Source organism: Actinoplanes sp. URMC 104 (assembly GCF_051386375.1).
Lineage (GTDB): Bacteria > Actinomycetota > Actinomycetes > Mycobacteriales > Micromonosporaceae > Actinoplanes.
This window is the reverse complement of record NZ_JBPQTO010000007.1, coordinates 91,817-112,165: the sequence shown is the minus strand read 5'-3', so window position 1 is coordinate 112,165 and position 20,349 is coordinate 91,817. Positions and strand designations below refer to the sequence as shown.

The following is a 20,349-nucleotide window of genomic DNA, read 5'->3' as shown; positions in this document are numbered from 1 at the left end:
TGGTCTCCTTCAGAGCTGGGCGGGCTTGTCGGTGGCGGACACGACCGCCTCGAGGACGCGCAGGTTGTGCAGGCCGTGGGCGAGGTCGGGGCACGGCGGCAGGCCTTTCGCGCCGGCGATCTGGTCGAGGAACGCGCGTGCCTGGTAGACGAAGAAGTCGTTCTGGCCGTGGCCGACCGTGGGGAAGTCCATCGGCAGGCCGCCGGCCACGTAGGGGTGCCAGGGGCCGATGTGGACGGTGCGTGCGCCGTTGACCGCGGGCTCGGCGCTCGCGTCGACGATGCCGAACTCGGCGGGGCGGGTCATGTCGAACGAGGCGCTGCCGTTCTCGCAGAACAGGTCGACCCGCAGCGTGTTGGCGTGCCCGAAGGCGACGCGCGACAGCGAGAACGTGCCGACCGCCCCGCTCGCGTAGTTGGTGGTGAACGTGCAGACGTCCTCGTTCTCGACGGGGACGAGCTCGTCACTCACCCGTACGCCCCCGGCGTGACCGACCGCGACACCCAGCGGCCTGGGCCGCTCGGTCACCAGCGTGGCCATCGTCGTGCCCTGCACGCCCGTGGTCGGGCCGCAGAAGAACTCGGCCAGGTCGGTCAGGTGGCTGCCGATGTCGGCCAGCACGCCCGAGCCCGGGCCGCCCTGGTAGCGCCAGCTCATCGGGCGCAGGGGGTCGAAGCCGTAGTCGCACCAGTAGTTGCCGACGAAGTGGCGCACCGGGCCGAGGGTCTGCTCCACCTGCTGCTTGATGGCGTTGAGGGCGGGGGAGCGGCGGAACGTGAAGCCGACCGCGCCGACCTGTCCCGCAGCGGCGGCGGCCGCGGCCACCATCGCCTCGCCGTCGGCCACGCCGGGCGCCAGCGGTTTCTCGCAGAGCACGTGCTTGCCGGCGGCGAGCGCGGCCTCGGTCACCTCGCGGTGCAGGCTGTTGGCGACCGCGACGCTCACCGCGTCGACGTCGGGCGCCTCGACGACCGCGCGCCAGTCTGTCTCGGCGCGCTCGTAGCCGTAGCGGGCCGCCGCGTCGGCGGCGAAGGGCTCGTGCAGGTCGGCGATCGCGACGAGACGGGGAGCGGGCCGGTCGAGGCCGAACACGGTGGCGGCCTGACGGTAGGCGTTGGCGTGGGCGCGGCCGACCATGCCCGCGCCGATGACTGCGACTCCGGTGGGCATCCGGCACCTCCTGAGGGGGATGGCGTTTAAAGCGCTTTAAGGCCCCTGTAATATCGATGTTGATCTCGCACGGTGTCAAGGCCTGCACGGGGAGTGAAAAGTGGATCAGCGACCGCGACTGTCCGACGTGGCCGAACGCGTCGGCGTCTCGCCCGCCTCGGTCTCGCTCGTGCTGCGCGGCGCGCCCGGTCCGAGCGCCGAGACCCGCGAGCGCGTGCTGGCGGCCGCCGCCGAGCTGGGCTATCGCGCCGACCGCACGGCCAGCCTGCTCGCGCGTCGCCGGCGCCACCTGCTGGGCGTGCTGCTCGACGTGCGCAACCCGTTCCACGCCGAGCTGGCCGAGGAGATCCACGTCGCGGCCGACCGGGCGGGTTACGAGCTGGTGCTGTCCACGCTCACCCGCGACCGCGACGAGGCACGCGCCGTCGAGACGCTGCTCGACTTTCGCTGCGAGGCGCTGATCCTGCTCGGGCCCGACGCCTCCGACGACGAGCTGGGCCGGCTCGCCGCCCGGGTGCCCTGCGTGGTGGTCGGCCGGATGTCGCGCGGCGCCGGGGTCGACGTGGTGCGCCCCGCCGACGACGTGGGGGTCGACGCTGCCCTCGACCACCTGATCGCGCTCGGGCACACGCGCATCGCGTTCCTCGACGGCGGTCGCGGCGCGGTGGCGGCTGCCCGGCGTCGCGGCTACCGCCGGGCGATGCGCCGGGCCGGCCTGCCCGCGCAGGTGCTGCCCGGCGACCACACCGAGCAGGGTGGCATCCGCGCGGGCCGGCTGCTGGCCGCCGACCCGCGGCGCCCCACCGCGGTCGTGGCCTCCAACGACCGCCTCGCCGTGGGCCTGATGGACGCGTTCGTCCGCGCCGGCGTCGACGTGCCGGGCCAGGTCTCCGTGGTCGGCTACGACGACAGCACGCTGGCCCACCTCGCCCACATCGACCTCACCTCGGTGAACCAGGACGCCCCGGCCCAGGCGCACAACGCGGTGCTGGCCGCGGTCTCGCGCCTCGACGGCGGCCGCACGACGGCGAGCGAGATGGTGCTCGTGCCCCGCCTGGTGATCCGTGGCAGCACCGCCGCGCCGGGAAATGTCGTACCCCCCGGGCATGCTCCGCCGGTAACGTCGTTGCCCAGCTAGAGCCGCATCCGGGAGGAAAGCCGTGTATCGCCAGGTGCCCGCGCAGGTCGATCTGCCCGCGCTCGACCACGACGTCCTGCGGTTCTGGCAGGCGAGGCAGATCTTCGCGCGCAGCCTCGAGCAGTCCGCGGGCCGCCCCGAGTGGGTCTTCTACGAGGGGCCGCCGACGGCGAACGGCATGCCCGGCGCCCACCACATCGAGGCCCGCGTCTTCAAGGACGTCTTTCCGCGCTACCGCACCATGAAGGGCTACCACGTCGCTCGCAAGGCCGGCTGGGACTGCCACGGCCTGCCCGTCGAGCTCGCGGTGGAGAAGGAGCTCGGCTTCAGCGGCAAGCAGGACATCGAGGCGTACGGCATCGCCGAGTTCAACGCCCGGTGCCGCGCGTCGGTCACCCGGCACACCGACGCGTTCGCCGAGCTCACCGAGCGCATGGGCTACTGGGTCGACATGGCCGACGCCTACCGCACGATGGACCCTGGTTACATCGAGTCGGTCTGGTGGTCGCTGCGGCAGATCTTCGACCGCGGCCTGCTGGTGGAGGACTTCCGCGTCGCCCCGTGGTGCCCGCGCGACCAGACCACGCTCTCCGACCACGAGCTCGCCCAGGGCTACGAGACCGACGTCGACCCGGCGGTCTACGTCCGTTTCCCGCTGACCTCCGGGCCGCTCGCCGGCCGGGCCTCGCTGCTGGTCTGGACCACCACGCCCTGGACGCTGGTGTCGAACACGGCCGTCGCGGTCCATCCGTCGGTCACCTATGTGGTGGTCACCGACGGCGCCGAGCACCTGGTGCTCGCCGAGCCGCTGGCTGCGCAGGTGCTCGGCGAGGGCTGGACCGCCACCGGCGAGACGTTCACCGGCAAGGAAATGGAGCGCTGGGCCTACCGGCCGCCGTTCGACCTGGTCGAGGTGCCCGACGCGCACATCGTCATCCTGGCCGGCTACGTGACGACCGACAGCGGCACGGGCCTGGTGCACCAGTCACCCGCGTTCGGCGCCGACGACCTGGCCAGCTGCCGGGCCTACGGCCTGCCGATGGTCAACCCGATCCTGCGCGACGGCACGTTCTCCGCCGACGTGCCGCTGGTGGGCGGCCAGTTCTTCCGTACGGCCAACGAGCCGCTCGTCGAGGAGCTGAGCCGCACCGGTCTGCTGTTCCGCCTCGAGCCCTACGAGCACCAATATCCGCACTGCTGGCGCTGCCACACCGCGCTGATCTACTACGCCCAGCCGTCCTGGTACGTACGGACCACGGCCGTCCGCGACGAACTGCTGCGCGAGAACGAGAAGACCACGTGGCAACCCGAGACGGTCAAACGCGGCCGGTACGGCGACTGGCTGACCAACAACGTCGACTGGGCGCTGTCGCGCAACCGTTACTGGGGCACGCCGCTGCCGATCTGGCGGTGCGCCGACGGCCACCTGACCTGCATCGGCTCGCTCGCCGAGCTGGGCGAGCTGGCCGGCCGCGACCTGTCCGGGCTCGACCCGCACCGGCCGTTCATCGACGAGGTGACCTTCGCCTGCCCGCAGTGCGCGGCCACCGCCACCCGTGTCCCCGAGGTCATCGACGCCTGGTACGACTCGGGCTCCATGCCGTTCGCCCAGTTCGGCTACCCCTACCGCAACAAGGAGCTGTTCGAGCGTCGTTTTCCCGCGCAGTTCATCTCCGAGGCGATCGACCAGACCCGCGGCTGGTTCTACACGCTGATGGCCGTGAGCACGCTGGTGTTCGACCGCTCGTCCTACGAGACCGTCGTCTGCCTCGGCCACATCCTCGCCGAGGACGGCCGCAAGATGTCCAAGCACCTGGGCAACATCCTCGAGCCGATCCCGCTGATGGACGCGCACGGCGCCGACGCGGTCCGGTGGTTCATGGCCTGCGTCGGCTCCCCCTGGTCCGCGCGCCGCGTCGGCCACACCACGCTGCAGGAGGTCGTGCGCAAGACCCTGCTGACGTACTGGAACACGGTCGCCTTCCAGGCGCTCTACGGCCGTGCCGCCGGCTGGGCCCCGTCCGCGGCCGATCCGGCGCCCGCCGAGCGCCCGCTGCTCGACCGCTGGGTGCTCTCCGAGCTCAACGACCTGATCCGCAAGGTCGACGAGGCGTACGCGGCGTTCGACACGCAGGAGGCCGGCCGGCTGCTCGCCGCGTTCGTCGACGACCTCTCGAACTGGTACGTGCGCCGCAGCCGCCGCCGCTTCTGGCGCGGCGAGCCGGCCGCGCTCGCCACGCTGCACGAGGCGCTGCGCGCGGTGACGCTGCTGATGGCGCCGCTGACCCCGTTCGTCACCGAGCGCGTGTGGACCGACCTCGTCGTCGCGGTCGACCCGGAGGCAGCCGAGTCGGTGCACCTCGCTGCGTTCCCCGAACCGGACGCGTCGCTGGTCGACCCGGCGCTGTCGGCGCAGATGGCGCTGGTGCGGCGGCTGGTCGAGCTGGGCCGGGCCGCGCGCGCCGAGTCCGGCATGAAGGTGCGCCAGCCGCTGTCCCGCGCGCTCGCGTCGGCGCCCGGCTTCGGCGACCTGCCCGCGGGCCTGCTCGCCGAGATCGCCGCCGAGCTCAACGTCGGCGAGGTCGCCCGGGTGGCGGGCTCCTTCGTGGACACCACGGCGAAGGCCAACTTCCGTACGCTGGGCCGCCGGTTCGGCAAGAGGGTGCAGGCCGTGGCCCGGTCGATCGCGGCGGCGGACGCCGCCGAGCTGAGCGCCGCGCTGCGCACCGCCGGCACGGCCACCGTCGAGGTCGACGGCGAGGCGATCACACTCACGCCCGACGAGGTCGTCATCACCGAGACCCCGCGGGCGGGCTGGGCCGTGGCCTCCGACGCGGGCGCCACGGTGGCCCTCGACCTGTCGCTGACGCCGGAGCTGCGCCGCGCGGGCATCGCCCGCGACGCCGTCCGCCAGATCCAGGAGGCGCGCAAGGCCAGCGGCCTCGAGGTCTCCGACCGCATCGAGCTGCGTTACCGCGCGGGCGACGACGAGACCGCGCTGGCGCTGACCGAGCACGGCCCGCTGGTCGCCGACGAGGTCCTCGCCACGTCCTACGCCGCCGGCGATCCCGGCTGGCCCGAGCCACGCGAGTTCACCGACGAGTCGATCGGCCTCACGTTCTGGCTGCGCCGGGTGTGAGCCACGGTCACCAGGCCAGCCAGACTGCGTTGTTCGCGGGCAGGAGAGGAGGTTCCCAGCGGTCCTCGAGGTCGTCGTCGCCGGGCCGGTGGCCGGCGTTGTACTCGCCCCGGGCGCGGTGGAGCACGTCGCGGGCGGTGCGGCGCATGGGCGTGTGATAGATCGTGTGCTCGAAGCCGGGCGTCATGCGGTCGCCGTAGACCTTGGCCGCGAAAACGTAGCCGCCGCGGAGCCGGTGACGGCAGGGCGGCCGCCGACGACGGCCCGCGCCCACGGAAGGGCCGGCGGGGGAAGGGTGGGCGCCGGAGAAAGGGCCGCCGCGGTGGGCGTCGGCGGAAGGGGCGCTGCAGTGCGCGTCGGGCGAGGATTCGCTGCGGTGGACGTCAGGGGAGGGGTCGCCGCGGTGCGCGTCGGAGGAGGGGCCGCTGCGGTCTGCGTCGGGCGAGGAATCGCTGCGGTCGGCGCCGGAGGAGGGGCCGCCGCGACGAGCGTCGGGCGACGGGCTGTCGCGGTGGGCGTCGGGCGACGGGCTGCCACGGTGGGCGTCGGGGGACGGGCCGCCGCGACGGGTGTCGGGGGAAGGGGCGCTGGGGCGGGCGTCGGCCAGGGTCTCGACGTGGCAATGGCCGTGTCGGTGGTCGTGGGTGAGGACGCCGGTGAAGTACTCGGTCACCCAGCCGGGGCGGGTGCGGTCGGTCTTGCTCATGTCTGCCGTCCTGACGGCGGGCCGCCCGCGCCGCCACCAAGGCGACGTCGGGAAGGCGGCCGCACCTAGGAGGGCGGCAGGTAGGGCGCGTCGGCGATCACGGCATCGATCATAGGGGTCTAGGCGCAGCCGAGAATGCCCGCGCGCTGCTTGGCCTGCAGGACGTGGCGGGCGGCGTCGTCGACGCGGGCGCGGAACGCCTGGTCCTTGCCGGCCCGGGCGATGAGGGCGCCGGCCATGGGCGCGGCGTCCGACGGCACGATCGTGAGCACCAGGTCGCCGCCGGCGGCGACGAAGCGTACGGCTCGCTGGGCGGGTGACCAGCCGGTGACCGCACGCGCGGCGCCCAGGTCGTCCGAGACCACCAGGCCGCGGAAGCCGAGCCTCTCGCGGAGCAGACCGGTGACCACGGGCTTCGAGAAGGCGGCGATCGCGTCGGGGTCGAGGCGGGGATAGCTCGCCGACGAGATCATCACGCTGGCCGTTCCGGCCCGGATGCCGGCCCGGAACGGGGTCAGGTACGGGTCGTCCACGGTGGCCGTGTCGTCGGTGGCGCCGGTGGAGACGTCGGTGTTGACCCGCACGCGGCCCAGGCCGGGGAAGTGCTTGAGGACGGTGAGCACCCCCTCGTCCTGCGAGGCGGGGACGACGGTTCGGATGGCGGCGGCCACCTTCGCCGGGTCGGAGCCGTACTGGCGGCGGAACGCGCCGATGGGCGGGTTGCGGGTGCCGAGGCTCGCCGGGACGGTGTCCGCGACCGGCGCGAGGTTGAGGTTCACGCCGATGGCGGCCAGGCGGCGGGCGCTCTCGCGGGTGGTGTCCCGCAGGGTCGTTTCCGGGCCGGCGCCGAGGCGGAACGCGGACGGCAGCCGCGGGAAGTCGGGGCCCTTGAGGGTCTGGACGCTGCCGCCCTCCTGGTCGAGCGCGACCAGCATGGGCAGCTCCGCGCGCTTCTGCAGGGCGGCGACGTCGGCCTTGATCCCGGCGGCGCGGTGGGTGCTGCGGCCGCGCAGGAACAGGCCGCCCACCTGGTAGCGGCGCAGGGTGTCGCCGACGCCGCTGGGCGCGTTCACCGGGACGCCGATCATGAGCAGCTGGCCGACGCGCCCGGGCAGGTCGAGGCCGTCCAGGGTGGTGGTCACGCAGTCGGGGGCGGGCGCCGAGGAGGTCGGTGCGGAGGACAGGGCCGTCGAGGAAGGCAGAGCCGGGGAAGCCGGAGCCGGGGAGGATTCCGGTACGGCGGACGGCGGGGCAGCCTCGGGGGAGGAGCTGCAGGCGCCGGCCGTCAGCAGCGCGGCGACCGCGGCGGCGGCCAGGCTTCGTCTCATCGGCGCTCACGCTAGCCAATCCGGACGGACGACGCAGCCGGGCGTGCTCCGATCGGGTGCGGTCCGCGGAGATCTTGTGAAGGCGACGCCGCGAACGGCCCGGAGGCAAGGGCGAGGAGCTGGACGGGGGTCAGCGGGCGCGGAGGCCCTCGAAGGCGAGCGCGGTGACGGCGTCGGCGATGGCCTCGGCGCCGCCGGGGCGGGGGCGGTACCACTCGGTCAGCGAGTTGACCATGCCCAGGAGCAGGCGCGCCGCGGTGCGCGGGTCGACGTCGGGGCGTACGCCACCCTCGGCCTGGGCCTGCTTGACCAGCTCGGTGACCAGGCCGTCGAACTCGCGCCGCCGCGCCAGCGCGTGCTGCTCGGCCTCGGTGTTGCCGCGCACGCGCAGCAGCACCGTCACGTACTCGAACCGCTCGGCCAGCACGAGCACGCTGCGCCGGATCAGCTGCGCGAGCCGCTCGCGCGCCGGCACGTCGAGATCGCGTACCTCGTCGGCCGCCTCGAACAGCCCGTCGAGCGCCCGATCCATCGCCATCTGCAGCAACTGCTCCTTGCCGCTGATGTGGTGATAGACGCTCGACTTGGTGATGCCGAGCGCGACCGCAATGTCGTACATGCTGGTGTAGTCGTAGCCGTTCTCGTTGAACAGCCGCACCGCGGCGGCGAGCACCGCGTCCAGGTCGTGCCCGGGGCGACCGCGCCGGCGAGGCTCCTGAGCGGGTGCCATTGTGCCTCCCAGGTCTTGATTACCGACCGAACGGACGGTAGATAATGATGGTATCCGAGCGCAAGGGAGCGCAGCGCCGATGACCACCCCGGCTGAGTTGTACGACAGGCATTCCGAGCTGCTCGACCAGGCTGTCCGCGCGACCACCGTGCGCGACTACTGGTCGGCCTTCCCCGAGTCACCGAGCAAGTCGGTCTACGGCGAGCAGGCGGCGCCCGAGGGCGAGCGCGCGTTCCGGGCCCTGCTCGGCAAGCCCTTCCCGATCGAGGCGCCCGGCGCCACCGGCAGCGTCAGCACCGAGCGCTCACCCTGGGGCCTCGAGCTGGGCATCAGCTACCCCAAGGCCGACCCGCTCGCGCTGATCGCCGCCGCCCGCGCCGCCACCCCGGCCTGGCGCGCCGTCGGCCCGCAGGGTCGCGCCGGTGTGGCCGCCGAGATCCTCAAGCGGATCAACGCCCGCTCGTTCGAGCTGGCGCACGCGGTGCAACACACCACCGGCCAGGCGTTCGTCATGGCGTTCCAGGCCGGCGGCCCGCACGCGCAGGACAGGGCGCTCGAGGCGGTGGCGTACGCGCTGGCCGCCACCACCCGCATGCCCGGCACCGCCGAGTGGAGCAAGCCGCAGCGCGGCGGCGACCCGTTGCGCCTGAGCAAGACCAGCACGGTCGTCGGCCGCGGCGTCGGCCTGGTGATCGGCTGCAACACGTTCCCCACCTGGAACTCGTACCCCGGCCTGTTCGCGAGCCTCGTCACCGGCAACCCCGTGATCGTCAAGCCGCACCCGGGCGCCGTCCTGCCGCTCGCGATCACCGTGCAGATCTGCCGCGAGGTGCTCGCCGAGGCCGGCCAGAACCCCGACCTGGTCACGCTCGCCGTCGAGGAACGCGGCGACGGCATCGCCGCCACCCTCGCCACCCACCCCGACGTACGGATCGTCGACTTCACCGGGTCCAGCGAGTTCGGCAACTGGCTCGAGGCCAACGCCCGCCAGGCCGTCGTCTACACCGAGAAGGCGGGCCTCAACACGGTCGTCGTGGACTCCACCGACGACTACAAGGGCCTGCTGCGCAACCTGGCCTTCTCGCTGTCGCTCTACAGCGGCCAGATGTGCACCACCCCGCAGAACATCCTGGTGCCGCAGACCGGCATCGAGACCGACGCGGGCCACCGCAGCGTCGACGAGTTCGGCGCCGACCTGTCCGCGGCGCTCGACAAGCTGCTCGGCGACCCGGCCCGCGCGGCGGGCACGCTGGGCGCGATCGTCAACGACGGCGTGCTGGCCCGGCTGACCGAGGCGGGCACCGCGTCCACGGTGATCCACCCGAGCGCCGAGGTCGCCGACGAGCAGAACCCCGGCGCCACGATCCGCACCCCGGTCGTCATCCGGCTCGACGCGGCCGACGAGAAGGCGTACACCCGGGAGTGGTTCGGGCCGGTCTCGTTCGTCATCGCCACCGAGTCCACCGAGCACAGCCTGCGGGTGCTGGTCGAGACCGTACGGGCACACGGCGCGCTCACGGCGCTGGTGCACTCCACGAGCCCCGAGGTGCTGGCCGCGGCGCGCGAGGCGGCTCTCGACGCCGGCGTGCACCTCGCCGAGAACCTCACGGGCGGCGTCTTCGTCAACCAGACCGCCGCGTTCAGCGACCTGCACGGCACCGGCGCCAACCCGGCGGCCACCGCCTCGCTGACCGACGACTGGTTCGTCGCCGGCCGGTTCTTCACGATCCAGTCCCGTCACCACGTCTGAGCAGGGAGACCCTTTCATGGCCGAGGCCTACCTCGTCGGCGGCGTCCGCACTCCGCAGGGCAAGTACGGCGGCGCGCTCGCCGGCTCCCGCCCCGACGACCTCGCCGGGCTGGTCGTGCGCGAGGCCGTCGCCCGCGCCGGCGTGCCCGCCGAGGCGATCGACGAGGTGGTGCTCGGCGCCGCCAACCAGGCCGGCGAGGACAACCGCAACGTCGCCCGCATGTCCGTGCTGCTCGCGGGCCTGCCCGACACCGTCCCCGGCTACACGGTCAACCGGCTGTGCGCGAGCGGGCTCACGGCGATCGTCTCGGCGGCCAACCAGATCCGCGCGGGCGAGGCCGACCTGATCGTCGCGGGCGGCGTCGAGTCGATGACCCGCGCGCCCTGGGTGATGCAGAAGCCGGGCACCCCGTGGGCGCGGCCCGGCGAGGTCGTGGACACGTCGCTGGGCTGGCGGTTCACCAACCCGGCGTTCAAGGCGCACGACAAGCAGGCCGGCACCGGCCCGGAGGACAGGCGGATCACGCTCAGCATGGGCGAGACGGCCGAGGAGGTCGCCGCGCTCGACGGCATCACCCGCGCCGAGAGCGACGCCTTCGCGCTGCGCAGCCACGAGCGCGCGATCGCGGCCATCGACGCGGGCCGGTTCGACGGCGAGATCGTGCCGGTCGGCGACGTCACCGCCGACGAGATCCCGCGCCGCGGGTCCACGCTCGAGAAGCTGGGCAAGCTCAAGCCGGTGTTCCGCGACGGTGGCGTGGTCACGGCCGCGTCGTCGTCCCCGCTGAGCGACGGCGCCGCCGCGCTGGTCGTCGCCAGTGCCGAGGCGGTCGAGCGGTACGGGCTGACGCCGCGCGCCCGCATCGTGACGGCCGCGAGCGCCGGCGTGCCGCCGCAGATCATGGGGCTCGGCCCGGTGCCCGCGACGGAGAAGGCGCTGGCCCGCGCCGGCTGGGACGCGAGCGACCTCGACGCCGTCGAGCTGAACGAGGCGTTCGCCGTGCAGTCGCTCGCGGTGATCCGGCGGCTCAAGCTGGACGAGGAGCGCGTCAACGCCGACGGCGGCGCGATTGCCCTGGGGCACCCGCTGGGCTGCTCGGGCGCGCGCCTGACCGTGACGCTGCTCGGCCGGATGGAACGCGAGAACGCCCGCCGCGCGCTCGCCACGCTGTGTGTAGGCGTGGGCCAGGGCGTCGCGATGCTGGTGGAGCGTCCGTGAGCGGCCGGCGCGGGTCAGGGCTTCGCGATGCTGGTGGAGCGGCTGTGAGCGGCCGGCGCGGAGCGGTGACCACCGGGCGGGTGGCCGGCGTGGGCGGGCCGCGGGACGCGGCGGGGCGGCGATGAGCACGATCGCGGTCGAGGAGCTCGACGACCGGGTCGTGGTGACGTTGCGCCGGCCCGAGGCGCGCAACGCCATCAACGCGGCCATGGTCGCCGAGCTGCACGACGTGTGCGCGGCCCTCGAGGCGCGACCCCGGCTGCTGCTGCTCACCGGCGACGGCGGCACGTTCGCCGCGGGCGCCGACATCGGCGAGCTGCGTGAGCGCGGTCGCGAGCAGGCGCTGCAGGGGATCAACAGCCGGCTGTTCGACCGGATCGCGCGGCTGCCGCTGCCGACGGTCGCCGCCGTCGACGGCTATGCGCTGGGCGGCGGGGCCGAGCTGGCGTACGCGTGCGACGTGCGCCTCGCCTCGCCGGCCGCGGTGTTCGGCAACCCCGAGCCCGGGCTGGGCATCCTCGCGGCGGCCGGCGCCTGCTGGCGGCTGCGCGAGCTGGTCGGCGCCTCGGTCGCCAAGCAGGTGCTGCTCGCCGGGCGGCGCCTCGACGCCGACGACGCGCTGCGCTTCGGGCTGGTCGCCGAGGTCGTGCCGGCCGGGGAGTTGCTCAAGCGGGCGCACGGGCTGCTCGACCGGATGGGCCGGTCGGGGGCGCTGGCGCTGCGGCTGACCAAGCTGGTCGCCGACGGCGGCGGGCACCCGCTGACCGACGACCTCGCGCAGGCGATCCTCTTCGAGTCCGAGGAGAAGCGCGTACGGATGGACGCGTTCCTGGCCGGCGGCCGGTCGTGAGCGCGCCGCAGCCTGCCGTGCCGAAGGTGGTCGCCGTGATCGGCGGCGGCCGCATGGGGGCCGGCATCGCGCAGGTCTTCGCCGTGGCCGGCTCGGCGGTCAGCCTCGTGGAGCGCGACCCGGCGGCCGCGGCGGCAGCCCGTGACCGGGTGGCGATGGGGCTGCTGCGCGCGGCCGGCAAGGGCCTGCTCGCGGAGTCCTCCGACGCGGTGCTCTTGCGGCTGCACCTCGTCGACGACGTGAGCGGGCTGAGCGCCGCCACCGATCTGGTGGTCGAGGCGGTGCCCGAGGACGCGGCGCTCAAGGTGCGCGTGCTGGCCGCCGCCGAGCGGACGGTCGGCGACCAGGCGGTGCTGGCCAGCAACACCAGCTCGCTGTCGATCGCGGGGCTCGCCGACGGGCTGGCGGACCCCGAGCGGTTCCTCGGCATGCACTTCTTCAACCCCGTACCGGCCAGCAAGCTCGTCGAGATCGTGACCGGCCCGCAGACCGGCGACCAGGCGCGGGAGGCGGCCCGGTCGTGGGTCGCCGGGCTGGGCAAGACCGAGGTCGTCGTCCGCGACTCGCCCGGGTTCGCCACCAGCCGGCTCGGCGTGCTGCTCGGCCTCGAGGCGATCCGGATGCTCGAGGAGGGCGTCGCCGACGCGGCGTCCATCGACCGCGCGATGGAGCTGGGTTACCGCCATCCGATGGGCCCGCTGCGCTCCACCGACCTGGTCGGGCTCGACGTGCGGCTGGCGATCGCCGAGCACCTGCACCGTGAGCTGGGCGAGCGGTTCGCCCCGCCGCGGCTGCTGCGCGACAAGGTGGCCCGCGGCGAGCTGGGCCGCAAGACCGGGCAGGGCTTCTTTCCCTGGGAGGCGTCATGAGCGAAGAGGTTTTCACCGCGACCATCGAGAGGGACCAGCGCGTCGAGCCGCGCGACTGGATGCCCGACGGCTACCGGAAGACGATGATCCGGCAGATCGCCCAGCACGCCCACTCCGAGATCATCGGCATGCAGCCGGAGGGCGCCTGGATCACCCGCGCGCCCACGCTGCGCCGCAAGGCGATCCTGCTGGCCAAGGTGCAGGACGAGGCCGGGCACGGGCTCTACCTCTACTCCGCGGCCGAGACGCTCGGCGCCGACCGGGGCGACCTGACCCGCCGGCTCATCGACGGCCGCCAGAAGTACTCGTCGATCTTCAACTATCCGACGCTCACGTTCGCCGACGTCGGGGTGATCGGCTGGCTCGTCGACGGCGCCGCGATCTGCAACCAGGTGCCGCTCTGCCGCAGCTCGTACGGGCCGTACGCCCGGGCGATGATCCGCATCTGCAAGGAGGAGTCGTTCCACCAGCGGCAGGGCTACGAGCTGCTGATGACGATGATGCGCGGCACCCAGGCGCAGCGCGACATGGTGCAGGACGCGGTGAACCGGTGGTGGTGGCCGTCGCTGATGATGTTCGGCCCGCCCGACGCGGAGTCGCCGAACACGGCGCAGTCGATGGCCTGGAAGATCAAGCGCCACACCAACGACGAGCTGCGGCAGCGGTTCGTCGACATGAGCGTGCCGCAGGCCGAGGCGCTCGGCGTCACGCTGCCCGACCCGGACCTGCGGTGGAACCCCGAGCGCGGGCACCACGACTTCGGCGAGGTCGACTGGTCGGAGCTCAAGCGCGTGATCTCGGGCGACGGGCCGATGAACGCCGAACGGATCGGTCACCGGCGCCGCGCCGACGAGGAAGGCGCCTGGGTACGGGAGGCGGCCGCGGCGCACGCGGCCAAGAGGCGGGAGGTGCTCGTATGAGCGAGGTCCGGCACGAGTGGCCGCTGTTCGAGGTGTTCGTGCGGGCCAAGCGCGGCCTCAACCACGTGCACGTCGGATCGTTGCGCGCCGCCGACCCCGAGATGGCCCTGCACCACGCGCGTGACCTCTACACCCGCCGCAACGAGGGCGTCAGCATCTGGGTGGTGCGCTCCGACGACGTGGTCGCCTCCGGCCCCGAGGAGAAGGACGCGTTCTTCGGGCCCAGCGGCGACAAGGTGTACCGGCACCCGACGTACTACGCCATTCCCGACTCTGTCCCGCACATCTGAGGCCGCGATGTCCTTCGACGACGCCTACCAGGCCCTCACCGACCACGACGACGACGCGCGCTGGGCGTACGGGACGGGGTTCGCCGACCCGCTCGCCGGGGTGCCCACCGAGCTGCCCGACGGCGCGGAGCCGGCCGATCTGGCCGCGTACTGCCTGATGCTCGGCGACGACGCGCTGATCCTGTCGCACCGGCTGCAGCAGTGGGTGACCCGCGCGCCCGAGCTCGAGGACGAGATGGCGATCGCGAACATCGCGCTCGACCTGCTCGGTCAGGCCCGGCTGCTGCTGACCCGGGCGGGGGAGGCCGAGGGCGCCGGACGCGGCGAGGACGACCTGGCCTATCTGCGCGGGCCGGAGGAGTTCCGCAACGTACGGCTGGCCGAGCGCGCCGACGCCGACTTCGCCCACCTCGTCGCGCGGCTGCTGGTCTTCGCGACCTGGCGGCTGGCGCTGCTCGAGCGGCTGTCGGCGACCCGCGACCCGGTGCTCGCGGCGATCGGCGCGAAGGGCGTCAAGGAGGTCACCTACCACCGGGAGTACGCGGCCGGCTGGACCGTGCGCCTCGGCGACGGCACCGAGCTCTCCCACCGGCGCATGCAGGCCGCCGTCGACGAGGTGTGGCCGTTGCTGGACGAGCTGTTCGTGCCGCACGAGGTCGAGCAGCGGCTGGCCGCCGCCGGCATCGCGGTCGATCCCGCGTCGCTGCGCGCGGAGTTCGACGCGGTCCTCGCCGAGGTCCTGGAGGTGGCGACGCTGCGCCGGCCCTCGCCCGGCACGTCCGCCGGTGTTCCGGGCCGAGGCCGCGACGGCGTGCACGGCGACGAGCTGCGCGTGATCCTCGACGAGCTGCAGGGCCTGGCCCGCGCCACGCCGGGCGGTGCGTGGTGACCCCGGCGGCGGGCGCGGCCGAGGTGGCCTCCGCCGTCACCGATCCCGAGCTGCCGTTTCTCACGCTGGCGGACCTGGGCATCCTGCGGGAGGTGCGGGAGACCGCGGACGGCGTCGAGGTGACGATCACGCCGACCTACTCGGGGTGCCCGGCCATGGAGGCGATCGGCGCCGACCTGCGCCGGAGGTTGCGCGCGGCGGGCTACGAGCGCGTCAGCGTGCGGACGCTGCTCGCCCCGCCCTGGACCACCGACTGGATCACCGAGTCGGGCCGCGCCAAGCTTGCCGCCGCGGGGATCGCTCCGCCCGGGCCGGCGCCGCGCCGCGCGGGCGGCCCGGTGCCGCTGGTGCTGGGCGTCCGCGAGGAACGGGTCGCGTGCCCGCGCTGCGGCGAGGAGCACACCGAGCGGCTCGCCGCGTTCGGCGCGACCGCCTGCCGGGAGCTGCGGCGCTGCCCGGCCTGCCGGGAGCCCTTCGAACACGTGAAGGAGATCTGACGTGCGCGACTTCCACGCGCTGCGGGTCGCCGAGGTCGAGCGGCTCTGCTCCGACGCGGTGGCGGTGACCTTCGAGGTGCCCGGCGACCTGGCGGACGTCTACGCGTTCCGGCCGGGGCAGTCGCTGACCGTACGGCGCCCCGGCGACGAGCGGGACGAGCGGCGGTCGTACTCGATCTGTGCTCCCGCCGGCGCCCGGCCGCGCATCGGCGTCCGCGAGGTGCCCGGCGGGCTGGTCTCCGGCTGGCTCGTGCACGACGTCCGGGTGGGCGACGCGGTCGAGGTCGCGCCGCCGTCGGGCACCTTCACGCCCGACCTCGAGGCGGGCGGGCGGCACGTGATGATCGCGGCCGGCTCGGGGATCACGCCGGTGCTCTCGATCGCGGCCTCGCTCCTGCCCAACCCCAAGGCCCAGGTCGCCGTCCTGTACGGCAACCGGCGCGCCGACACGGTGATGTTCGCCGAGGAGCTCGCCGACCTCAAGGACCGGCACCCGTCCCGGCTGGAGCTGGTGCACCTGCTGTCGCGCGAGGCCCGCGAGGTGGACCTGCTCAGCGGCCGGCTCGACGGGCCGAAGCTGCGCGCGCTGCTGCCGGTGCTGATCGACGTGCCGGCGGTCGACCACTGGTGGCTGTGCGGACCGTACGGGATGGTCGTCGACGCCACCGAGGTGCTCGCCGAGGCCGGGGTCGCGCCCGAGCGGATCCACCGCGAGCTGTTCTGGGTCGACGAGGCGCCGCCGGAGCCCGTACGCGCGGAGGCTCTCGCGCAGGAGGGCAGCGAGGTGACCGTGCTGCTCGACGGCCGGGCCACGACGATCACCGTGCCGGCGTCCGAGACCGTGCTCGACGGCGCCCAGCGCACCCGGCCCGACCTGCCGTTCGCCTGCAAGGGCGGGGTCTGCGGCACGTGCCGGGCCCGGGTGGTCGAGGGCGAGGTGACCATGCGGCGCAACTTCGCCCTCGAACCGGCCGAGGTGGCCGCCGGGTTCGTGCTGACCTGCCAGTCGACGCCCGCGTCGCCCACGGTGACGGTGAGCTTCGACGACTGAGGCGACGGCTACGGCTTGCGCGCGAGCGCGAAGATCTGGCGCTCCTCGGGGCCGCCGGCCGGGGCGAAGGTGACCGTCTCGATGCTGACCACGGTGAAGCCGTGCGCCTCGAGCACCGCGGCCAGCTCCGGCTCCGGATAGCCCGAAACGGTCACCGGTACGCCCAGGAACTCGACCGGCACGCTGTCGCCGTCGAAGTCGACCATGCCGATGCCGAGGTGCCCGCCGGGCTCGAGCCAGCCGTACGTCTTCTTGAGGGTGCGCTCGATGTCGGCCCTGCTCAGCATCAGCAGCGAGAAGAACGCGGTCACCGCGCCGAAGGTGCCGAAGTCGTCGGGCAGCTCCTTGACGTCGGCGTGCACGAACTCCGCCGCCGGCACCTGCTCGCGGGCCAGTCGCAACATCCCCTCGGAGATGTCCACGCCCACGACCCGGTGATCCGCCTCGGTCAGCAGCTGGGCGGTTGGCACACCCGTGCCGCAGCCCAGGTCGAGCACCGCGGCGCCGGCCGGCAGCAGCGCGGCGATCCGCTCGACGAGCGCGGTCTGGAAGGGGTTGTGGCTGTGCTCGCCCTGGTACTGCTCGGCGAGGTGATCGAAGGCCTCCATCCGCCGCACGCTACCGGCGGTATGGATCTTTCTCTATGAGACGCTCGTCCCCTGTGGACGAGCTCAACGGAGGATCTTGGTGACGCGTTCGCCCGCTATCCGCTCGTCGAGCCGTGCCTCGTCGAGGTGCGCGCAGAGCACGATCGACGCGCCCGCCGACAGCGGCGCCAGCAGCCAGATCAGCGGGTGCTCGGGCCCCGCCGCGTCGATCAGCACCCGGTCGCCGGCGCCGAGGCCGTGGCGCTCGGCCACACCGGCCGCCACCTGAGCGAACTGGGCGTACGTGGTGCCGTCGACGGTGGCGGGCAGGGTCTCGTCCGGCCGAAGCCGCGGGGCGGGCGTGCCGAGACGGGGGGCGCACCGCGGTCGCGAAGTCGAGGTAGCCGTCGGGCACGTCGTGCGGCGCGGAGCCGAGCGCGAACCGGTGGCGGCCGGTCGGAACGTCGTCGAGCCAGCTGCCGATGCGGCTGCGGTGCACGAAGGTGACGTCCAGCGGGTCGCCGGCGGGCTCGAGCCCCGCGGTGGCCCAGCCGCGGATCGACAGCTCCAGCCCGGTCGCCCACGCGCCGAGCAGCACGGCCGCGGTCTGCCAGTGGGGCGGCAGCAGCACGGCGGCGGTGTCGCCCCGGCCGAGCCCGCATTCCTCGGTGAGCAGCGCGGCGGTCGCGGCGGCCCAGCCGCCCAGCTCACCCGCGGACAGCCCGGTCCGCTCGCCGGTCGCGTCGTCGTAGTACGTGATCAGGTCGGCCGCCGTCATGCGAGCAGCCTAGGCACGGCCGGGTGAGCGGCTCAGGCGGCCCGGTCGAGGCGGCGGCAGTACGTGGTCAGGGCGTGCACGGTGCGGGGGCCGGCGACGCCGTCGGGGATCAGGCCGGCGTGGGTCTGGAACGCGCGCACTGCCTCGGGGAGGTCGGCGCCGGCGGGCATGCCGGCCCCGGCCAGCAGCTCGCGGACGCAGGCCGGGTCGGGCGGCGGGGGAGCGTTCCAGCCGATCACGCCGCCGACCGCCGTGCCGACCACCGTGAGCATCGCTCGTGCGGACATCTCGTGCCTCCTGCCGGTTGGGTGACTCCAGCATCGGGCGGCGAGCTGTGCGGGACATCGGACCGGCGTCGCGAGGTGCTGTGCGCCGGTGCGACTTTCGGCCGACCCGCGGGTGTGCCCGGCGGCCGGGGCATCGAGGGCGGTCGTGATCCGCCGCATACAGCCAACCCACAGACGCCTCACCGGCTGCCGACAAGGTCCGGAGCCACTGTTGCCCTACCAGCCAACGAAGTGAGGCGTCGCCATGACCGACCTGATGACCCGGCCCACCCACCCCGACCACACCAGCGGCGACCGCTACCACGACCACGTGTCCCCGCCCCCGCCGCCGGCGCCGCCGTTCGTACCCTCGGAACCGCCCTCACCCGGCGACCGGCGGTGGCCGCGCCGCCTGGCCGGTGGGGCCGCGGTGCTCGCGTTGATCGGCGCCGGGGGCACCGCCGGAGGCGTGGTCGCCGAGCGCTACCTGATCGACCACCCGGACACCGCCGCGACCGCGTCGACCGCGTCCGCCGCCACGACGACCGTCACCGAGGGCGATGACCTCGCCGCGATCGTGAAGGCGGTGCAGCCCAGCGTCGTCACCGTGATGGTCGACGACGCCCGCTCGTCGTCGCTCGGCTCGGGCGTCGTGATCGGCTCGAACGGCCTCATCCTCACCAACAACCACGTCGTCGAGAGCGACGGCACCGTCAGCGTCCGCCTGTCGACCGGACAGACCGTTCCCGCCCAGGTCGTGGCCACCGACACCACCCACGACCTGGCTCTCGTGCAGGCGAGCGGTCTGTCCGGGCTCACTCCGGTCACGTTCGGCACCGACGACAGCGTCGCCGTCGGTGACACCGTGCTGGCCTTCGGCGCGCCGCTCGGCCTCGAGAACACGGTCACCTCGGGCATCGTCTCGGCGCTCGACCGCAGCATCAGCACCGCCACCGAGTCCGCGACCGGCGGCGGCAGTGAGCAGCTCACCGGGCTGCTGCAGACCGACGCCGCCATCAACCAGGGCAACTCCGGCGGCGCGCTGGTCGACCTGTCCGGCCACGTGATCGGCATCAACGTGGCGATCGCCACGGCCGGCGAGGACTCGACCGGCAGCATCGGGGTCGGCTTCGCCATCCCCGCCGGCACCGTCACCGCCGCGATCCAGCAGATGCAGTCCCGGATCGGCTGAGGGTCGAGGGGAATGTGGCCGAGCGGGCCTGCCGGGCGAGGAGCCGGGACCGTACGGTTCGCTGGTGAATCCGGCTGCCGTCCTTCCGGCCCCCGCCCCGCCCGCGCCGCCCCGCCCGGCGGTGGTCACCGTCGCGTTCTGGTTCCAGGTGGCGCTCGTCGGGCTCCTGCTGCTCGCCGTGGGGGTGTCGATCGCCGATGCCGTGCGCTACGACGGCCTGATCGACGAGGCGGCCCGCACCACCACCGCCGACCCGCTGGATGTGGCCTCCGAGCGGGACGGCAACGTGACCGGCCTGCTCGTGGCCGGGTTGCCGCTCACCGTGCTCGCGCTGTGGCTGGGCATCACCGTGCTGTGGGTGCGCCGCGGCAACAACGTGGCCCGCATCCTGACCTGGGTCGGTCTCGCCGCCCCGATCGGACTGCTGCTGCTGGCGTGCGTGTTCGGCAGCTTCATCGGTCTCGCCGGCCTGCTGCTCTTCGGTCTGCTCGCCGGTCCGCTCGAGGAGGAGCCAGCACCGGTGGGCGAGGACGCCGGCTTCGACGATTTCGCCTGGGAGGACGGCGGCTTCTACGACCGCCTCTGGACGCTCGACGGCGGGGGATGGTCGCTGGCGTACGACGCGGTCCGCGGCACGTCGCTGGCGGTCGCCTTCCTGTTCGCCATCGCCACCGCCGTGCTGCTGCTCACCGGGCCGGCGAACCGCTACTTCCGCCCCGACCGCGCGGGCGCCAACCCGCCGAGGCAGACGTACGGCCCCATGCCGTTCCACCCGCCGATGCCGCCCGCATTCTGGAGCCCGCCGCCGTTCGTCCCCGCCCCCGGGCCGTCGCCGTTCGGTCCGCCGGCCGCGCCGGCGCCGCCGGACCCGTTCGTGCCGCCGCCCGCGCCGGCGCCGCCGGGCCCGTTCGTGCCGCCGCCCGCCTCCGGTGGCTCGCCGGAACGCCCGCCGACCCCGTAGGCGCCCGCGGCGAGCCGGC

Annotated in this window: 20 protein-coding genes and 1 pseudogene; 13 read left to right on the top strand and 8 right to left on the bottom strand. The window is 73.9% G+C overall.

The features are described from left to right. Positions 1 to 9: 9 nt before the first annotated feature. Positions 10 to 1,170, bottom strand: a complete 1,161-nt coding sequence (locus ACSNN8_RS22230) for a Gfo/Idh/MocA family protein (protein WP_436651194.1) — start codon at positions 1,168 to 1,170, stop codon at positions 10 to 12. A 100-nt stretch (positions 1,171 to 1,270) separates the two neighbouring features. On the opposite strand from ACSNN8_RS22230, the gene ACSNN8_RS22225 reads away from it, so the two are divergent. Beyond that, positions 1,271 to 2,308, top strand: a complete 1,038-nt coding sequence (locus ACSNN8_RS22225) for a LacI family DNA-binding transcriptional regulator (RefSeq protein ID WP_436651193.1) — start codon at positions 1,271 to 1,273, stop codon at positions 2,306 to 2,308. A 22-nt stretch (positions 2,309 to 2,330) separates the two neighbouring features. Next, complete coding sequence (gene ileS / locus ACSNN8_RS22220; RefSeq protein ID WP_436651192.1) at positions 2,331 to 5,447, top strand: isoleucine--tRNA ligase; 3,117 nt, start codon at positions 2,331 to 2,333, stop codon at positions 5,445 to 5,447. 7 nt (positions 5,448 to 5,454) lie between these two features. On the opposite strand, the gene ACSNN8_RS22215 is transcribed toward ileS, so the two are convergent. From ACSNN8_RS22215 to ACSNN8_RS22205, 3 genes are all read right to left on the bottom strand, one after another. Beyond that, a complete protein-coding gene (locus ACSNN8_RS22215; RefSeq protein ID WP_436651191.1) occupies positions 5,455 to 6,153 on the bottom strand; it encodes a hypothetical protein in 699 nt (232 codons plus the stop codon). Positions 6,154 to 6,272: 119 nt separating this feature from the next. Then, a complete protein-coding gene (locus tag ACSNN8_RS22210) occupies positions 6,273 to 7,481 on the bottom strand; it encodes a glycoside hydrolase family 3 N-terminal domain-containing protein (RefSeq protein WP_436651190.1) in 1,209 nt (402 codons plus the stop codon). Positions 7,482 to 7,611: 130 nt separating this feature from the next. Further along, positions 7,612 to 8,211 carry a TetR/AcrR family transcriptional regulator gene (locus ACSNN8_RS22205; protein ID WP_436651189.1) on the bottom strand — a complete coding sequence of 200 codons (600 nt, stop codon included), beginning with the start codon at positions 8,209 to 8,211 and terminating at the stop codon, positions 7,612 to 7,614. A 79-nt stretch (positions 8,212 to 8,290) separates the two neighbouring features. Here ACSNN8_RS22205 and paaN point away from each other — a divergent pair, with 79 nt between their 5' ends. The 9 genes from paaN to paaE all read left to right on the top strand — a co-directional run bounded on the left by paaN (position 8,291) and on the right by paaE (position 16,546). Beyond that, a complete protein-coding gene (gene paaN, locus ACSNN8_RS22200) occupies positions 8,291 to 9,961 on the top strand; it encodes a phenylacetic acid degradation protein PaaN (RefSeq protein ID WP_436651188.1) in 1,671 nt (556 codons plus the stop codon). Positions 9,962 to 9,977: 16 nt separating this feature from the next. Further along, positions 9,978 to 11,180, top strand: coding sequence for a thiolase family protein (locus ACSNN8_RS22195; RefSeq protein ID WP_436651187.1), 1,203 nt, complete (start codon positions 9,978 to 9,980; stop codon positions 11,178 to 11,180). A 121-nt stretch (positions 11,181 to 11,301) separates the two neighbouring features. After that, the gene (locus tag ACSNN8_RS22190; protein ID WP_436651186.1) at positions 11,302 to 12,030 is read left to right on the top strand and encodes an enoyl-CoA hydratase/isomerase family protein; all 729 of its coding nucleotides are present in this window, start codon (positions 11,302 to 11,304) and stop codon (positions 12,028 to 12,030) included. A gap of 17 nt (positions 12,031 to 12,047) precedes the next feature. Then, entirely contained in the window at positions 12,048 to 12,899 is an 852-nt protein-coding gene (locus tag ACSNN8_RS22185) for a 3-hydroxyacyl-CoA dehydrogenase family protein (RefSeq protein WP_436651185.1), read from the top strand. Further along, entirely contained in the window at positions 12,896 to 13,819 is a 924-nt protein-coding gene (gene paaA, locus ACSNN8_RS22180; protein ID WP_436651184.1) for a 1,2-phenylacetyl-CoA epoxidase subunit PaaA, read from the top strand. The genes ACSNN8_RS22185 and paaA overlap by 4 nt, the downstream gene beginning before the upstream one ends. After that, positions 13,816 to 14,109 (top strand): 1,2-phenylacetyl-CoA epoxidase subunit PaaB, encoded by a 294-nt coding sequence (gene paaB, locus ACSNN8_RS22175; protein WP_436651183.1) that lies wholly within the window; start codon positions 13,816 to 13,818, stop codon positions 14,107 to 14,109. Before paaA ends, paaB begins: the two co-directional genes overlap by 4 nt. Before the next feature lie 157 nt (positions 14,110 to 14,266). Next, complete coding sequence (gene paaC / locus ACSNN8_RS22170; protein WP_436651968.1) at positions 14,267 to 14,998, top strand: 1,2-phenylacetyl-CoA epoxidase subunit PaaC; 732 nt, start codon at positions 14,267 to 14,269, stop codon at positions 14,996 to 14,998. Next, complete coding sequence (gene paaD / locus ACSNN8_RS22165) at positions 14,992 to 15,495, top strand: 1,2-phenylacetyl-CoA epoxidase subunit PaaD (RefSeq protein WP_436651182.1); 504 nt, start codon at positions 14,992 to 14,994, stop codon at positions 15,493 to 15,495. Before paaC ends, paaD begins: the two co-directional genes overlap by 7 nt. A 1-nt stretch (position 15,496) precedes the next feature. After that, a complete protein-coding gene (paaE, locus tag ACSNN8_RS22160) occupies positions 15,497 to 16,546 on the top strand; it encodes a 1,2-phenylacetyl-CoA epoxidase subunit PaaE (protein WP_436651181.1) in 1,050 nt (349 codons plus the stop codon). A gap of 8 nt (positions 16,547 to 16,554) precedes the next feature. Here the strand turns inward: paaE and ACSNN8_RS22155 are convergent, their stop codons facing one another. The 4 genes and pseudogenes from ACSNN8_RS22155 to ACSNN8_RS22140 all read right to left on the bottom strand — a co-directional run bounded on the left by ACSNN8_RS22155 (position 16,555) and on the right by ACSNN8_RS22140 (position 18,198). Then, the gene (locus tag ACSNN8_RS22155; protein ID WP_436651180.1) at positions 16,555 to 17,154 is read right to left on the bottom strand and encodes a class I SAM-dependent methyltransferase; all 600 of its coding nucleotides are present in this window, start codon (positions 17,152 to 17,154) and stop codon (positions 16,555 to 16,557) included. A 63-nt stretch (positions 17,155 to 17,217) separates the two neighbouring features. Further along, positions 17,218 to 17,406 carry a hypothetical protein gene (locus ACSNN8_RS22150; protein ID WP_436651985.1) on the bottom strand — a complete coding sequence of 63 codons (189 nt, stop codon included), beginning with the start codon at positions 17,404 to 17,406 and terminating at the stop codon, positions 17,218 to 17,220. Between the two features lie 52 nt (positions 17,407 to 17,458). Further along, a pseudogene (locus ACSNN8_RS22145) lies at positions 17,459 to 17,911 on the bottom strand (TIGR03089 family protein); the annotation flags it as partial. Positions 17,912 to 17,943: 32 nt separating this feature from the next. Then, a complete protein-coding gene (locus ACSNN8_RS22140) occupies positions 17,944 to 18,198 on the bottom strand; it encodes a peptidoglycan-binding protein (RefSeq protein ID WP_436651179.1) in 255 nt (84 codons plus the stop codon). 244 nt (positions 18,199 to 18,442) lie between these two features. Here ACSNN8_RS22140 and ACSNN8_RS22135 point away from each other — a divergent pair, with 244 nt between their 5' ends. Together ACSNN8_RS22135 and ACSNN8_RS22130 are read left to right on the top strand one after the other, a co-directional pair. Then, positions 18,443 to 19,369 carry a S1C family serine protease gene (locus ACSNN8_RS22135; protein WP_436651178.1) on the top strand — a complete coding sequence of 309 codons (927 nt, stop codon included), beginning with the start codon at positions 18,443 to 18,445 and terminating at the stop codon, positions 19,367 to 19,369. Positions 19,370 to 19,433: 64 nt separating this feature from the next. Then, positions 19,434 to 20,330 carry a hypothetical protein gene (locus ACSNN8_RS22130; protein ID WP_436651177.1) on the top strand — a complete coding sequence of 299 codons (897 nt, stop codon included), beginning with the start codon at positions 19,434 to 19,436 and terminating at the stop codon, positions 20,328 to 20,330. Positions 20,331 to 20,349: the final 19 nt, after the last annotated feature.

Bases quoted from the DNA above. Each gene is read 5' to 3' on its own strand.
- ACSNN8_RS22140 (WP_436651179.1), bottom strand. From the start codon at position 18,198: ATGTCCGCACGAGCGATGCTCACGGTGGTCGGCACGGCGGTCGGCGGC.
- paaN (WP_436651188.1), top strand. From the start codon at position 8,291: ATGACCACCCCGGCTGAGTTGTACGACAGGCATTCCGAGCTGCTCGAC.
- paaC (WP_436651968.1), top strand. From the start codon at position 14,267: ATGCTCGGCGACGACGCGCTGATCCTGTCGCACCGGCTGCAGCAGTGG.
- ACSNN8_RS22190 (WP_436651186.1), top strand. From the start codon at position 11,302: ATGAGCACGATCGCGGTCGAGGAGCTCGACGACCGGGTCGTGGTGACG.
- ACSNN8_RS22215 (WP_436651191.1), bottom strand. From the start codon at position 6,153: ATGAGCAAGACCGACCGCACCCGCCCCGGCTGGGTGACCGAGTACTTC.
- ACSNN8_RS22210 (WP_436651190.1), bottom strand. From the start codon at position 7,481: ATGAGACGAAGCCTGGCCGCCGCCGCGGTCGCCGCGCTGCTGACGGCC.
- ACSNN8_RS22195 (WP_436651187.1), top strand. From the start codon at position 9,978: ATGGCCGAGGCCTACCTCGTCGGCGGCGTCCGCACTCCGCAGGGCAAG.
- ACSNN8_RS22205 (WP_436651189.1), bottom strand. From the start codon at position 8,211: ATGGCACCCGCTCAGGAGCCTCGCCGGCGCGGTCGCCCCGGGCACGAC.
- ACSNN8_RS22230 (WP_436651194.1), bottom strand. From the start codon at position 1,170: ATGCCCACCGGAGTCGCAGTCATCGGCGCGGGCATGGTCGGCCGCGCC.
- ACSNN8_RS22155 (WP_436651180.1), bottom strand. From the start codon at position 17,154: ATGGAGGCCTTCGATCACCTCGCCGAGCAGTACCAGGGCGAGCACAGC.
- paaA (WP_436651184.1), top strand. From the start codon at position 12,896: ATGAGCGAAGAGGTTTTCACCGCGACCATCGAGAGGGACCAGCGCGTC.
- ACSNN8_RS22135 (WP_436651178.1), top strand. From the start codon at position 18,443: ATGACCGACCTGATGACCCGGCCCACCCACCCCGACCACACCAGCGGC.
- paaB (WP_436651183.1), top strand. From the start codon at position 13,816: ATGAGCGAGGTCCGGCACGAGTGGCCGCTGTTCGAGGTGTTCGTGCGG.